The sequence below is a fragment of the Corynebacterium sp. genome, assembly GCF_022712195.1.
Classification (GTDB): Bacteria; Actinomycetota; Actinomycetes; order Mycobacteriales; family Mycobacteriaceae; genus Corynebacterium.
This window is the reverse complement of sequence record NZ_JALAGY010000052.1, coordinates 29,175-44,335: the sequence shown is the minus strand read 5'-3', so window position 1 is coordinate 44,335 and position 15,161 is coordinate 29,175. Positions and strand designations below refer to the sequence as shown.

Below are 15,161 nucleotides of genomic sequence, written 5' to 3'. Positions count from 1 at the left end.
TCAGGGGACCAAATGCAAGAAACCCCCGCACCGAGGTGCGGGGGTCTACATCGCCAGCGCGAACTAGTCGACGATGGAGCCGGTGATGAGGTCCAGGGCGTCGCCCAGGAAGGTGGAGATGGCGGTGACGATCTCAGAGATGATGGGCAGCATGATTGCCTTTCGGTAGAAAAAAAACTTGGATGGGTGGATGCTCGGGGGTTGCCCTCGCTGTTCCACGACCACTACCGACGGAAAGTCTAAGGCCGTTACGTAGGCGAATCTACCTACCCCCATAATGGGGGCTTGCCTGGCATGAACTCCACTTATGACCAGGGAAGATCGCGCAGGCCGGAGAACAGAGAAGCGCGCACCCCGGAGACCGTAAAACCCGGAGTGCGCGCAACCGCCGAAAGGGCAATGCATGCTGGTGCATTCTGCGCGAAAGCCATCACACTTCGCACACCGAGACCTTACCGCGCCAGCAGGTGAACGTCGATACCCACATTCAGCCTGGGGCATAACTTAGGGGCGATCCGATCAGGGCAACACACAGCGGCAACGATGACCGCCGAACGTACAAAGCCCCCGCACCGAAGTGCGGGGGCTCAGGTCGCTGGTGCGACTTACTCACCAACGATGGAGCCGGTGACCAGAGCGAGGCCCTTGGACAGGAACTCGGAGACGGCGGAGACGATGGAGGAGATGATGTCGATCATGATAGATCCCTTTCATTGGAATGTTTAAAGTATGAGCGGTGAAGAAGTTCCTTCGCGGCACTAATGACAATAGCGGCAGGGGCCATAAAATCGTTACATGCCCGTGGGTACCCCACCCCCGGGGGTATGACACACCGTGAAATGTCGACAAATATGCAGGTCAGAGGAAAGTAACGCAGCGCCGGCCCCGGCTCCGCCCACGCGCCCCGTCCGCCGCCGGCACTGATACGCCAGAGACATCAGCCACCCCACTGACAAGCCGCTCCCCCTCAGGCACATCCTCAGGAAGCTCCGCCCCACGCCACCCCCGGAACGCAATAAGCCCCCGCACCGAAGTGCGGGGGCCGTGTCGCAGGTGCGACTTACTCGCCCTGGATGGAGCCGACGACCAGGTTGAGGGCCTCCTCCAGGAACTCGGAGACGGCGGTGACGATGTCAGAAACGATGTCCAGCATGATTATGCCTTTCGATAGAAAACTTGAATGTCCAGCGGCGTGGCTTCCCTCGCCGCCCCACATACAGTACACCTGAGAAGACTGAAGGTGTTATGTCGGGGAGACTACCCACCCCTATCATGGGGCCCCTACAGATCACAGGAAAGCAAAAGGCGAGGTCACCCCGGATACAGAAAGAACGCGCGCCCCGGGGACCGTATATCCCGGAGCGCGCGTCATAACCTCAAGGCAATGCATGCTGGTGCATCCTGCGCGAAAGACATCACCCTTCGCACACGTCCACCTTACCCTACCCACGGTTTGACGTCGAGCCCCGGATACTGTCCGGGGCTACCTGTCGGAGTCACCCGTTGTCGACCCCGACCTCCTTCTCAGGCCCCTGGTTCTCCATCGCCACCTCCAGCTGCCCACGCAGCCGCTCCACGTCGTCCACGGTGAAGCGGTCCTCCCCCGCCACCGCGACCAGGCCGTCCAGCACCGACGTGCCGTAGTTGTGGCCGTGCCCGTCGGGCACATTGCCCGCACGGGGAAGATCGAGGGTCACCTGCCAGAACGTCACGACCGGCATCCACCGCATCGTCGGCGAACGGTCGAACCCGGGCGCCTCCTTCAACCAGTCCGGCTCACGGAAGAGCAGGTTCGGTGACCACCACACCACCGGGTCCGACGGGTGCTGGACGTACAGCACCCGGCTGCCGCCCCAGGAGGTCCCGCCCTCCTCCGGGTCGTCGATCCACCGCTGGATCTCCTCGGAGTTCCCGGCGAAACGCACCATCATGCCGCCGGAATACTCCGGGTCGACCTCACGGGTTCCCGGGTCCCGGCGGGACACGAGGTCGCGCCACAACTGGTTGCTGTTCGGCGGCCCGAGCCACAGCACACCGTCCACCGTGGAGGCGATGTCACGGACCCCGGAGAACCCGCCCTCGCCGGCGGTCGTCCCCAACGACTCCCCGTACACGTAGAGCTTCGGACGGTTGTCCGCCGGAAGCCGGTTCCACCAGTCTGCCACCGCGTCGATCAGCTCCTTGCCCGCCTCACGCACACGGTTGCGGTCGGTGATGAACTGGATGGCGCTGGGCAGGTAGGAGTACTGGTCGGCGGCGATGGCCGTGTCGCCGTTGAACATCAGCTCGAAGGCCTGGGCGGCGGTCGGGTTCACCCACCCGGTGCCCGTCGTCGGCGCGATCATCAGCGCCTCCCGCTCCTGCGCGTTGGTGCGCTCCAGCTCGGCGACCACGTTGAGGGCACGCTGCCGGTCGGTGTCGCCGCTCTTCAGGCCCGCGTAGACCCGGATCGGCTCCTCGGCGGGACGCCCGGTGAGGTCCTCGAGCTGGTCCCTGTACAGACCCAGCGCGGTGAACCGGGTGCCGTAGGCCCCCAGGTCCTCCCACTCGTTCAACGACCCAGGACCGCCACTGCGTTCGCTGACGTGAGGGCGGACGAGGTCCTCACGGATCTCCTGGTCACGGACCGAGAAGATCCGTTCACTGACCCGCAGCAGGGTGCCGGGGATCACCTGGTCCGCCACGAAGACGGTCACCAGCCCCACCACACTCCACGACAGCAGCAGCTTCAGGCCGTAGCGGGTGTGCTGCCCCGGCACAGCACGGGCCAGCAGCACCGTCCCCCGCAGCACCGCCTTGCCGACCACGTAGATGCCGGTCCACAACACCAGGCCGACGGGCAGCACCTTGAGGAACTCGCCGGCGGAGTACGCCTCGTCGCCCATGAGGTCGGCGATCTCCTGCTGCCACCGCACGGCGAAGAGGATCCACACCAGCAGCGCGACGACGATGACGGCGATGAGCGCCATCTGCAACCGGGGCCGCCACCGCACCGGCACCGACCTCCCGCTGGTGATCAGCAGGACCAGGGGCGCCACCAGGTCACGGATCCACAGCGTCCACACCCACTGCATCAGCACGCCGATCAGGTGTCCGGTGGCGGCGGACAGTCCGGCCGCCACCCCCTGGAACAACCAGTCGCGGGTCAGCAGCGACGGAGTCAGGGACAGCGCGAACATCAGCGCACCCACCACCAACCCCCAGGGGCTGGGTTCCGTGAGACGGCGGAGGAACCCGTTGTGCGCCGGCCGCTCCTCGACCGTGTGCCTCGTACCGTGGTCCTGCCGGACGATCACGCCGGGGAAATCGTCCTGCACCGCTGTGTCTCCCGTCCCGTCCTCTGCGTCCACTTCCCGGGCGAGTCTAGCAGTGTCAGGCCCCGCCGGTCTCCCGCCGCTCGGCGACCTCCAGCCAGGTCATCTCGAGCTCGTCGTGCTCGTCCTTCGCCGCGGTCAGCCGGGAGTCGAGGTCCGCCAGCAGGGCTGTGTCGATGTTCCCGTCGGCCGGCGCAGCCGCCTCGGCGAGTTGCCGGTTCAGGTCGTCCACGGTGGCCTGCACCTTGCCCATCCGCCGTTCCAGGGCGTTGAGCTCCTTGGTCAGTGCACGGTCCTCCTGGGCCGACAGCCCCGTGGACGGCCCGGTGGCCGGTGCGGCCGGGGTCCCGCCGAGCGCCATGTTGCCGGTGTGCCGGCTCTCCCCGGCGGCCTGCTCCGCCCGCCGTTCGAGGTACTGGGCGATCCCGCCGGGAAGGTTGGTCAGAGCCCCGTCGCCGAACAGGGCCCAGGTGGAGTCGCAGATGCGTTCCACCAGGTAGCGGTCGTGCGAGATGACCACCAGGGTGCCGGCCCAGCCGTCGAGCAGGCTCTCCAGCTCCTGCAGGGTGTCGATGTCGAGGTCGTTGGTCGGCTCGTCGAGCAGAAGCACGTTCGGTTCCGCCATGAGCACGCGGGTGAGCTGGAGCCGGCGGCGCTCACCACCGGAGAGGTCACCGACCGGGGTGCGCTGACGCTTGGCCGAGAAACCGAGTCGCTCGGCCATCTGGGAGGCGGTAAGCTCCTTGTCGCCGATCTGCACGCGCGAGGCCACGTCCTCCACCGCGTCGAGGAGGCGCCGGGAGGGGTCGAGGTCGTCGAGTTCCTGTCGCAGCCATCCGATCTTCACGGTCCTGCCCTCGACCCGGCGCCCGGCGGCCAACGGGTACTCGCCGGCGAGTGTGCGCAGGAGCGTGGTCTTGCCCGAACCGTTGACCCCGACCAGGCCGATGCGTTCACCGGGGTTGAGACGCCAGGTGAGGTCCTCGACGAGCGGACGTCCGTCAGGGGTGGTGACGGTGGCGTCCTCGAGTTCGATGACCTTCTTGCCCAGCCGTCGGGTGGCGAAGCTCATCAGCTCCACGGAGTCGCGCGGGGCAGGGACGTCCTTGATCAACGCCTCAGCCGCCTCGATCCGGTAGCGCGGCTTCGACGTCCGTGCCGGGGCACCGCGACGCAGCCAGGCGAGCTCCTTGCGCGCCAGGTTCGCGCGGCGCTGTTCGGCCGCGTCGGCCTGGCGGGCACGTTCGGCACGGGCGAAGGTCCAGTCGTTGTAGCCGCCCTCGTACACGTCGACCACGCCGTCGTGCACCTCCCAGGTGTGGTTGGCGACGGTGTCGAGGAACCAGCGGTCGTGGGTGACCACGACCAGGGCGCAGCGCCGTGAGAGCAGGTGCGAGGCCAGCCACTGCACGCCCTCGACGTCGAGGTGGTTGGTCGGCTCGTCAAGGATGAGCAGGTCGAGGTCACGGACCAGCGCGGCGGCGAGCCCGACCCGGCGCCGTTCGCCGCCCGAGAGCCCGGAGACCGGGGTGTCCAGGCCCTGCTCACCGAGCTCCACCACCCCGAGGCCGTGGAGCACCTCCCGCACCCGCGGGTCGGAGGCCCACTCGAAGGTCTGCAGACCCAGCGGCTCCAGCACGGAGGCCCCCACCGTGTCGCCGACGAGCTGCACGTCCTGCGAGACCCGTGCCATGCGCAGGTCGTTGTTGTGCGAGACCCGTCCCGCGTCCACGGTGTCCGCGCCGGAGAGGATCCGCAGCAGTGTGGACTTGCCGCCGCCGTTCAACCCGACGACGCCGATACGGTCGCCGGAGTTCACTCCCAGGCTGACCTTGTCCAGCAGGGTCTTCAGCCCGTAGGACTTCTCGACGTTCTCCAGGTTGATCAGGTTCACCGGTGTGGCCATGGTGGTTCGGGGGGTTCCTCTCGGTTGGTGACGGTGGAAGTCTGTCAGGCGTGGGACACGATACGCGCACCGTGCCGGCAGGACGCGGCGGTGGTGGTGGGGACGGCCCGTCCGCCGACCCCCTCGGAGGACAGCGCCGTGGCGACGTCGACGGCGTGCCCACGGTCACGGCAGAGCATCGCCACGGTCGGGCCGGAGCCGGAGACCAGGCAGGCCAGCGCGCCGGCGTCCCGTCCCGCCGCCAGGGTACGTCGCAGGTCGGGGCTGAGGCTGATCGCCGGCGCCTGCAGGTCGTTGACGGTCGTGCCACCGAGGCAGGCGGCGAGAGCGTCGACGTCGCCGCCGAGGATCGCCCGCTGCACCTCCTCGGGGCCACCGGCGCGACGGTCGGGGCGTTCACCCCGCGCCGCCGCGGCCCGCTGCTCGTCGAGACGGGCGAAGACCTCCGCGGTGGACAGGCCGCGCGGGTCCATCGCCAACGCCCAGTGGTAGGTTCCGCGGGTCAGGACGGGGACCAGGACGTCCCCCCTGCCCCGGCCCAGTGCGGTGCCGCCGGCAAGGCAGAACGGGACGTCGGCCCCCAGGTCAGCCGCAAGGGACGCCAGGGTGTCGTCGCCGGGGCGCGGGGCACGGTCGAAGCCGTTCTCCACGGCACCCGGTCCGTGCAGGACCTCACGGGTGGCGACCATCGCCGCCGCGGCGTCCGCTGAGCCTCCCGCCATCCCGCCGGCCACTGGGACACCCTTGTCGACGAGGATGTCGAGGACCGGGAAGGACGCCGAAGGCACTCCGGCGAGGTCGTCCCGGTAGTGCTCCAGCACCGACAGCACACCCCGCACGGCGAGGTTGTCGGCCAGGTCCTCCCCGGTGGGGACCTTGCCTGCGTCGCGTCCGGTGACCGTGACCGTGCCGACGAGGTCCGTCATCGACGCGGGGACACCCTCGTGGACGTCCCGGACGGTGAGGGTCACGGTCTCGGTGAGGTCGAGCGCCTGGAAGAGCGTCGTCAGGTCGTGGTAGCCGTCGTCGCGCACGTCACCCACCGACAGGTGCAGGTTCACCTTGCCCTGCGCGGTGGCGGTCACCGAGGTCATGACCCCTGCCCCCGGTCCGGTGCCGCCGGTGTGTCCAGGGACTCCCGCGCCTTCAGGGACGCCACGGCGAGATCCACGAAGGCGGCGGTGTCCAGCTTCTCCCCGCGTTCCCGGGGGTCGACGCCGGCGGCGGTGAGCACCTCCTCCGCGGCAGGCCCTGACCCGAAGTAGCCGGACAGTGCGGCGCGCAGGGTCTTGCGCCGCTGCAGGAAGGCGGCGTCGGTGATCGCGAAGACCTCCCGACGCAGGACGTCCTCCCCCAGCTCCTCCACCGTGGCCTGCCACGGACGGTCGTCGTCGGTCCACCGGTCGACACGGACCAGGCCCGAGTCGATCTTCGGGGCCGGCCAGAACACGTTCTTGCCGATGGTGCCCGCCCGGCGGACGCGGCCGTGGAAACCGGCCTTCACACTGGGCACGCCGTACACCCGGCTGCCGGGGTCCGCGGCCAGTCGGTCCGCGACCTCCAGCTGCACCATCACCAGCACCCGCCGGATACTCGGGAACACCTCCAGCAGGTGCAGCAGCACCGGCACGGAGACGTTGTACGGGAGGTTCGCGACCAGCGCGGTCGGCTGTGCGCCGATGTCCCCGGCCTGCAGAGCCAGGGCGTCCGCGGTGACCACGGTGAGATCGTCCGCCCGCTGCGGGGCGAACTCGGTGACGGTGCGCTCCAGCCGCCCCGCCAGACGCGGGTCGACCTCCACGGCGGTGACCCCGCCGACGGACTCCAGCAGCGCCAGGGTCAGCGAACCGAGCCCGGGGCCCACCTCGATGACGTGGTCACCGGGGCCGACGTCCGCCGCGGCGACGATCCTGCGGACGGTGTTGGGGTCGATGACGAAGTTCTGGCCGAGCCGCTTCGTCGGGGTGACGTCAAGCTCCGCCGCCAACTCCCGGATCTCGCCGGGGCCGAGCAGACGGACGCCGGTGCTGTTCTCTGGTTCCACGGTTCACCAGCCTAGCCGCCCGCGGCCGGTCCCCCGAACCCGACGTGCCTCCCCGGTCGGGTCAGCGCAGACCCATCTTGGAGGTGCAGGCGGGCCAGGCGCCCCAGCCCTGTGCCGCCTGGACCTTCTCGGCCACGGCGATCTGCTCCTCGCGGCTGGCCATGTGCGCCTCGGGCGCGTACTCGGTGCCGCCGTACGCAGCCCAGGTGGACGGGGTGAACTGCAGGCCGCCGGAGAAGCCGTTGCCGGTGTTGGCCGACCAGTCGCCGGTGGCCTCGCACTGCACCAGCTCGTCCCACACCGATCCACCGGCCACGGCGGCGGCGCTGGAGCCCTTCTTGGTGCCGCGCACCACGATCCGCTCCTTGGCGGGCTCCAGCTCGGTGCGCTTGAGCACCTCGCGGTCGGTCTCCTCGCCGTTGGTCCTGGTGATCCTGACGGTGACCTTCTCGCGGCCGGCGGAGCCCTCCTCGAGGACCTCCTCCTCGCCCTCGGGCTTCTCCGGGTCCTCCTTGACGGTGACCGGCGGGTCGAAGGGACGCTCCTCGGTGACCTCGTCGGTGCTGACGCGGTGGACCTCGATGTGGGTGCCCGGGTTCAGCGGGGTGTCCGCGGGCGGGGTGACGACGTCGTCCTTGCCCAGCGGGGTGCCGCGCATCTCCAGTGCCTCGCCCACCGTGGCCGCGGCCAGGGACAGGCGGGCCGGCTCCTCACCCGGGTTGCCGTCGTTGAGGGTGAAGTCCCGCGGGGTGGTGATGTTGAGTTCCATGCCGTCGACGGGGATCTGCGTGCCCGCGCCGGCGGAGAGCGCGGCGGCGTTACCCTCGTAGCCGAGCTCGGAGAGCAGGTCGGAGACGGTGAGCGAGGTGGTGTCGACCTGCTTGGGCTGGCCGTCCACGGTGAGCGCGACCTGGCGTGCGGAGCGGACCGTGACCGTCCCGTTGTCCTCCACCTTCTCGTCGAGGCCCGGGGTGATCATGTCGCGGTCGTCGACGGAGACGTCGTTGTCCTCGAGCAGGCTGCGGATGTCGCCCGACATCGCGCTGGCCTGCATGATCTCACCGTTGACGTCGAGGGTGACGTCCTTGTGGTTGGTGGCCACGACAGTGCCGCCGACGACCAGCACCGCCAGCATGCCGCCGGTCGCCGCGCGCAGCGGGACCGAGCTGGTGCTGTTGATACGGTGCAGGGTGGACTTCTTCTTGGGGGACACGCGCTCTTCTACCTCCGGTGGCGTCGTACCTGCGGTTCAGGGACGACGGTTCGGGACAACCGACATAACGTTGATCACGATACGGTAACGATTGGGTCACGATCAAGAAAATCGCCGTTCCGCCCCCTTTTGTGTCGCGATGATCACACCACGACGCCACACCAGTCACACTGGCGCTCAGCGGACCCAGACGGGTACGGCGGGCAGGCCTGGTCAGCCGATGCCGTAGAGCCTCCGCGCGTTCGCCGACACCGTGGCGCCGAACTCCTCCGGGCCCTCCCCACGGACCTCGGCGAGCAGCCGGGCTGTGTAGCCGACGAACGCCGGCTCGTTCCGCGCGCCACGGAACGGCTCCGGGGTCATGTACGGCGCGTCGGTCTCCACCAGGATCCGGTCCCCGGGAACGCGGGCCGCCGCCAGCCGCAGCTCCTCGTTGCGTCTGAAGGTGACGTTGCCGCAGAAGCTCAGGTAGTAGCCCCGCTCCACAGCCTCGAGTGCGACGTCCGGCGGCGAGGAGAAGCAGTGCAGCATCACGGTGAGACCGTCCGGCGCGTCCGCCAGCACCCGCATCAGGTCACCGTCCGCCTCACGGTTGTGGATCATCAACGGCTTGCCGACCTCGGCGGCGAGATCCATGTGCCAGCGCAGTGCCTCCTCCTGGACGTCCAGGGGTGCGGTGCCCTCGGGATCGTGGGCGATCCAGTAGGTGTCCAGCCCCGTCTCCCCCACCGCCACACACCGGGGATCCTCCACCAGGGCCCGCAGACGCGCGCGGACCTCGTCGGTGAGCTCCCGCGCCTTCGTCGGGTGCACGGCACAGGCGGCGACGACCCGGTCATCCGCGTGCGCCGCGGCCAGAGCCTGCTCAGCCTCCTCGATGCCGTCGCCGACGGTGCACACGCCGGTGACACCGACCTGCGCCGCGCGGTCCATCAGCGCCTGCACGGAGTCACCGCAGGACGCCAGGTGCGTGTGGGCGTCGAACAGCTCCGTCAGCGGCTCGGGAGGGACAGGGGTGGGGCGTGGCTTCTTCCGGGACATGCCACCCAGGCTAACGTGTGCCCGGACCGCTCTCGGGGAGAATCTCCGTGAAGAACGCCAGCTCCAGCTCGACGGTGCGCCGGAAGTACTCGCGCGCCATCTCCCCGTCCCCGGGCGAGCAGGTCGCCGCCCGGTCGACCTCGTCGCGCAGGAAGGCGACGAGGTCGTGGAAGGCCGGGTAGTCGTGCAGCCGGACCCATTCGGCGTGGACGTGGCGCGACGGGTAGCCGCCGTTCCCCTCCGGGGCCACGGCACGGTTCGATCCCCGCGTGGCCCAGTCGAGGTACAGCCATTCGCAGACGACCAGCACCGACACGATCGCGGCGTAGTTGCCGGTACCGGCCGCCTCGGCGAAGATCCGCCGGAACCCCGCGGTGGACGCCGTGTCGGGGACCGCCTCCAAGTTTCCTGCACCGTCTCCGCCACCGGCACCGAGCTCCTCCAGGGCCTCCACGAAGTAGGTGTTCTCGTCCCCGGCGACCTCACCGATGAACTCGGCGAGGCGTCGACGGGAGGCGTAGTTGTCCGCCGTGGCGACCGCGGCGCCGAGCAACGCCATGAAACCGTCGACGAAACGGTAGTCCTGCACCAGGTAGGACAGCATCACGTCGTCAGGCAGGGTGCCGGCGAAGAGCTCCCGGATGAACCGGTGGGTCACCGCGGCGTCCCAGGTGTCCCGGTTCTCCTCGAGCAGCCGGTCGGTGAACCGTCCGTCAGCCACGGCCGCTACTCCACCGAGGCCCAGGAGGGGCCTGTCTCCGCCAGTTCCGGGTCCAGCTTCGTGAACAGCGGGGACGGCTTGGACAGCGGGGTCCCCGGCGTCAGCGGGGTGCGTCCCCAGTGCGCCTGCTGGTCGTCGTAGTCACCCATGATCACCGGGTAGCTGCGGCCCTCGGCCGGCAGCCCCACGCCCACCGGCGTCCGCGGCGACTCGTCGGTGACCTCCACCACCTTCGGCTGGGCCGCCCACACCCCGGTGCCGCCGAGGGTCTCGAAGACCTGCTGCGCGGAGAAGGGGAGGTACGGGGTGAGCAGTGTGTTGGCGTCCGAGACCACCTGCAGTGCGGTGTGCAGGACGGTGGCCAGCCGCCCGCGCTGCGCCTCGTCCTTGGCCAGCTTCCACGGCTCCTGGGCGGCGATGTACTGGTTCGCACGGTCCACGATGCGCATCGCCTCGGCGATACCCGCCTTGAACCGCGAGTGCTCCAGACACTCGGCGACGGTGTCGAAGGCTGCTGCGGCGTCGTCCAGCAGGTCGGTGTCCTCGGCGGTGAACTCGCCGGCGGCCGGGATCTCCCCGAAGTTCTTGTGCGCCATCGAGACGGTGCGGTTGACCAGGTTGCCCCAGCCGTTGGCGAGCTCGGTGTTGATCCGGCGCACGAACTCGTCCCAGGTGAAGTCCGTGTCCATGTTCTCCGGGCCGGCGACGGCGATGAAGTACCGCAGGGCGTCCGGACCGAACTCCTGCAGGAAGTCACGCACGTAGATCACCACGCCCTTGGACGAGGAGAACTTCGAACCGGACATCGTGAGGAACTCGGAGGAGACGACCTCGGTCGGCAGGTTCAGCTCGCCGAACTCGCCTGCCTCGCCGCCGTGGGCACCCTTACCGGCGTACCCGAGCAGCTCACCCGGCCAGATCTGCGAGTGGAAGGTGATGTTGTCCTTGCCCATGAAGTAGTAGGACAGGGCCTCGGGGTCCGACCACCAGTCGCGCCAGGCCTCCGGGCTACCCGAACGCCACGCCCACTCGATCGAGGCGGACAGGTAGCCCACCACCGCGTCGAACCAGACGTAGAGCTTCTTGGCGTTGTTGTCCTGCCACCCCTCGATCGGGACAGGCACACCCCAGTCGATGTCGCGGCTCATCGCCCGCGGTCGCATGTCCTTGAGCAGGTTGAGCGAGAACTTCAGCACATTGGGCCGCCAACCCTCACGGCTGGTCAACCAGGTCTCCAGGGCCTCCGCCACCGCCGGGAGGTCAAGCATGAAGTGCTCGGTCTCCACGAAGTCCGGTGTCTCGCCGTTGATCTTCGAGCGGGGGTCGATGAGGTCGGCAGGGTCGAGCTGGTTGCCGCAGTTGTCGCACTGGTCGCCGCGGGCGTCCGTGGCACCGCACAACGGACAGGTGCCCTCGATGAACCGGTCCGGCAGGGTGCGGCCGGTCGACGGGCTGATCGCACCGGTGGTCGTCTGACGGACCATGTAACCGTTGTCGTTGAGACCGCGGAAGAGCTCCTGCACCACCGCGTAGTGGTTGCGGGTCGTGGTCCGGGTGAACAGGTCGTAGGACAGTCCCAGACCGGCGAGGTCCTCGACGATGACCCGGTTGTAACGGTCGGCGAGCTCCTGGACGCCCACGCCCTCCTTCTCCGCCTGCACCAGCAGCGGGGTGCCGTGCTCGTCGGTCCCGGAGACCATCAGCACCTTGTTCCCCGACATTCGCTGGAACCGGGCGAAGACGTCCGAGGGGACGCCGAATCCGGCGACATGTCCGATGTGGCGGGGTCCGTTTGCATAGGGCCAGGCAACGGCGGTGAGCACGTGTTTCGACATGCGACCAGCCTAAGGCATGACACAGACGAAGCGCGCACCAGGGGCGGAGTTCCGCTGGTGCGCGCTGTCGGTGGTCCGGCTTCCGCCGGCGGGTCGCCCCTCTAGCGTGAGCCCGCCGTGCCGGCGGTGCTCCCGGAGTCGCCGGTACGGTTCCCGCGGCGACGTTCCCGCGCCGCACGGGCCTCCGCGGTCTCCTGGTGCCGACGTTCACGGGCGAGACGCAGGGAGAACGCCCGCTTCTGCTTCTCGTCCAGGAACAACGGGTCCTGGGACAGGCCACGGTAGATGGCCAGGCACAGGAAGAGGATAAGGATCACGAAGGGGCTCGCCGCGATGATCGTCACCGTCTGCAGGCTGTTCAGGGCGTCGTCGCCACCGGACAGCAGCAGAACCACGGCAATCAGCGCGGTGAGCAGACCCCACAGCACGGTGATCTTACGGTCCGCGACGAGCTTGCCGTTCTGGCTCATGGTGCCCATCACCGTGGAAGCGGAGTCCGCCGAGGTGATGAAGAAGGTCGCCAGCAGAACCATGGCCACCAGCGAGGAGACGGTGCCCATCGGCAGATCGTGCAGCAGGTTGAACAGCATGTTCTCCGAGGTGCCGTCACCGTAGATCTCGGAGCCCTCGGACTCCTGGTGGATGGCGCTGCCACCGAAGATCGCGAACCAGACCACCGACACGGCGGTGGGGACCAGCATCACCACGAGGATGAACTCACGGACCGTGCGGCCGCGGGAGATCCGGGCGATGAAGGTACCGACGAAGGGCGACCAGGAGATCCACCACGCCCAGTAGAACAGGGTGTTCCCGGCGAGCCACTCGTCCATCCCCGGTGCGGAGTCCGCGGTGCGGGCCGCCATGCCGAAGAACTCCTGGAGGTAGTTGCCGAAGGCGGTGGGCACCGTGTTGGCGATGACGACGGTGGGGCCGACGACCAGCACGAAGAACGCGAGGACCGCGGCGAGCACCATGTTGAAGTTCGACAGGTACTGGATTCCCTTGCTCACGCCGGAGAAGGCGGAGATCAGGTAACAGACGCCCAGCACACCGATGATCAGCAGGAGCCAGCCGGTACCCGGGTCGTGGACGATGTCGGTGGCGTTGAGTCCCGAGGCGATCTGCAGGGAACCCAGACCCAGCGACGCCGCGGTACCGAAGACCGTGGCGAAGATCGACAGGACGTCGATGAGCTTGCCCAGCCAGCCCTCGGCCCGGCGCACCCCGATCAGCGGAATGAACGCGGAGCTCAGCAGCTGCTTACGCCCCAGCCGGAAGGTGCCGTACGCGATGGCGAGGCCGACGATGGCGTAGATCGCCCACGGGTGCAGCGTCCAGTGGAACAGTGTGGTGGAGAACGACACCGGAATGCTCTCGGAGGCCTCACCGGGCACACCGTTGCGGTAGAAGTTCATCGGCTCGGCCACACCGTAGAACATCAGACCGATGCCCATTCCGGCGGCGAACATCATGGCGATCCAGCTGGCGGCGTTGAACTCAGGCCGCTCGTTGTCCTGCCCGAGGCGGACGTTGCCGAACTTGCTCAGGGCCACCCAGAGGACGAAGAAGACGAAGACCGAACCGGCGATGATGTACACCCAGCCGAAGTCGGTGACGACGAAGTCGAGGGCGTTGTCCGCGAAGGTGGAGAAGTTGTCTGGGGCGATCAGGCCCCAGGCCACGACAGCCAGCACGATCAGTGCCGCGAAGAACACCACGGCCTTGTCGACCTTCGCGTTCTCGTCCTCCGCCGGAGGCGGCAGCATGTCCTCGGTGGCGACCGGGGAGATCTTCTCGCGGCTCAGGCCGGCATCCGAAAAGGAGCCACCGTCGGAACCGGTGCCCGGGGGGCCGAGATCGTCGGATTGCGGATTCTCTTCTGAAACGGACATGCAGTCCACTCTGCCATACGGGCACGTCACCGCAACCGGCCGCCCTGACCGGCCCCGTTTCATCAGGCGGCCGTCAGTGGCCCGTCAGGCGTCGCGCGCTGCGAGAACAGCCTCGTAGAGTTCGCGTCGGGACACCCCGTGTGCAGCGGACACCTCGCGGGTGGCGTCCTTGAGTCTCGACCCTTCCCCGATCTTCGCCTCGACCGCACCGACGAGGTCCTCCGGCGTCAGTTCAGGCCCCCCGGTCGACGCCGAGATCACCACGGTGATCTCCCCGCGGACCCCCTCGGCGGCCCACCGGGCCAACTCCCCCAGCGGGCCACGCACGACCTCCTCGTAGGTCTTGGTCAGTTCCCTGCACACCGCAGCCTCACGGTCCTCCCCGCACACCTCCGCCGCCGTGGCCAACGTGGCCGCCAGCCGGTGCGGGGACTCGAAGAAACTCACCGCCCGGCCGGAGTCGCGCACCGACTCCAGCCACTGGCGTCGGGCGCCGTCCTTACGCGGTGCGAACCCGTCGAACGCGAAGTGCCCCACCCCCACCCCGGACAGGGCCAGGGCCGTGGGCACGGCCGACGGCCCCGGCAGGCACGTCACCGGCACCCCTGCGTCCTGCGCCGCCTGGACCAACGGGAACCCGGGGTCAGAGACCGCGGGCATACCGGCGTCGGTGACCACCAGCACCCGGGCCCCGGCCGCGGCCTGCTCCACCAGGCCCGCCGCCCGGTCGGCCTCGTTGTGGTCGAAGTTGGAGACGACCTTCCCTGCGATCTCCACCCCCAGAGCATCGGCGAGGGCCCGGGTTCGCCGGGTGTCCTCCGCCGCCACGACGTCGGCGCTGGCGAGCGCGTCGATGAGCCGGACCGAGGCGTCCAGGGGGTTGCCCAGCGGCGTCGCGGCCAGGATCACCCCACCCCCGGGGAGCGGACGGTTCGACCGGGCCCGCTCGACCGCGTTCGCCACGGCCAGCTCCACCTGCGGGTCCACTTTCCGGTCCGCCTTCCCGTCCTGTGCTCCGGTTCCCGGGGCCGGAGGGGTGGCTGGCGCGCTGTCTTCGGGGGAATTGTCCTGCATGGTCACCAGACCTTACCCGCCAGAGGCCTCAGCGCCCCCGCGGCGCCACGGGCGCGGGTATAGGATGAGCCACTGTGACGGAGACTCCAGCCACGGCAGACACAGCGCCCCACCCGGTGGA

10 protein-coding genes are annotated in these 15,161 nt (G+C 68.9%); all 10 read right to left on the bottom strand.

The genetic code is table 11. The annotated features are described in order from the left end of the window. Positions 1 to 1,496: 1,496 nt before the first annotated feature. A complete protein-coding gene (locus Q0A34_RS06385) occupies positions 1,497 to 3,350 on the bottom strand; it encodes an alpha/beta hydrolase (protein ID WP_291479171.1) in 1,854 nt (617 codons plus the stop codon). 22 nt (positions 3,351 to 3,372) lie between these two features. Further along, positions 3,373 to 5,220, bottom strand: a complete 1,848-nt coding sequence (locus Q0A34_RS06380; RefSeq protein WP_291479170.1) for an ABC-F family ATP-binding cassette domain-containing protein — start codon at positions 5,218 to 5,220, stop codon at positions 3,373 to 3,375. Between the two features lie 44 nt (positions 5,221 to 5,264). After that, on the bottom strand, positions 5,265 to 6,314 hold the full coding sequence (locus Q0A34_RS06375; RefSeq protein WP_291479169.1) for a 4-(cytidine 5'-diphospho)-2-C-methyl-D-erythritol kinase: 1,050 nt from the start codon (positions 6,312 to 6,314) through the stop codon (positions 5,265 to 5,267). Then, entirely contained in the window at positions 6,311 to 7,264 is a 954-nt protein-coding gene (gene rsmA / locus Q0A34_RS06370) for a 16S rRNA (adenine(1518)-N(6)/adenine(1519)-N(6))-dimethyltransferase RsmA (protein ID WP_291479168.1), read from the bottom strand. The genes Q0A34_RS06375 and rsmA overlap by 4 nt, the downstream gene beginning before the upstream one ends. Before the next feature lie 61 nt (positions 7,265 to 7,325). After that, positions 7,326 to 8,477 (bottom strand): resuscitation-promoting factor, encoded by a 1,152-nt coding sequence (locus tag Q0A34_RS06365; protein WP_291479167.1) that lies wholly within the window; start codon positions 8,475 to 8,477, stop codon positions 7,326 to 7,328. Positions 8,478 to 8,690: 213 nt separating this feature from the next. After that, the gene (locus tag Q0A34_RS06360; RefSeq protein WP_291479166.1) at positions 8,691 to 9,518 is read right to left on the bottom strand and encodes a TatD family hydrolase; all 828 of its coding nucleotides are present in this window, start codon (positions 9,516 to 9,518) and stop codon (positions 8,691 to 8,693) included. Between the two features lie 10 nt (positions 9,519 to 9,528). After that, complete coding sequence (locus Q0A34_RS06355) at positions 9,529 to 10,239, bottom strand: TenA family protein (protein WP_291479165.1); 711 nt, start codon at positions 10,237 to 10,239, stop codon at positions 9,529 to 9,531. 5 nt (positions 10,240 to 10,244) lie between these two features. Continuing rightward, entirely contained in the window at positions 10,245 to 12,074 is a 1,830-nt protein-coding gene (gene metG / locus Q0A34_RS06350; protein ID WP_291479164.1) for a methionine--tRNA ligase, read from the bottom strand. Positions 12,075 to 12,175: 101 nt separating this feature from the next. After that, positions 12,176 to 13,840: a BCCT family transporter gene (locus Q0A34_RS06345; protein WP_291479200.1), complete on the bottom strand. Its 1,665-nt coding sequence runs from the start codon at positions 13,838 to 13,840 to the stop codon at positions 12,176 to 12,178. A gap of 210 nt (positions 13,841 to 14,050) precedes the next feature. Then, positions 14,051 to 15,040: a 16S rRNA (cytidine(1402)-2'-O)-methyltransferase gene (rsmI, locus tag Q0A34_RS06340; RefSeq protein WP_291479163.1), complete on the bottom strand. Its 990-nt coding sequence runs from the start codon at positions 15,038 to 15,040 to the stop codon at positions 14,051 to 14,053. Positions 15,041 to 15,161: the final 121 nt, after the last annotated feature.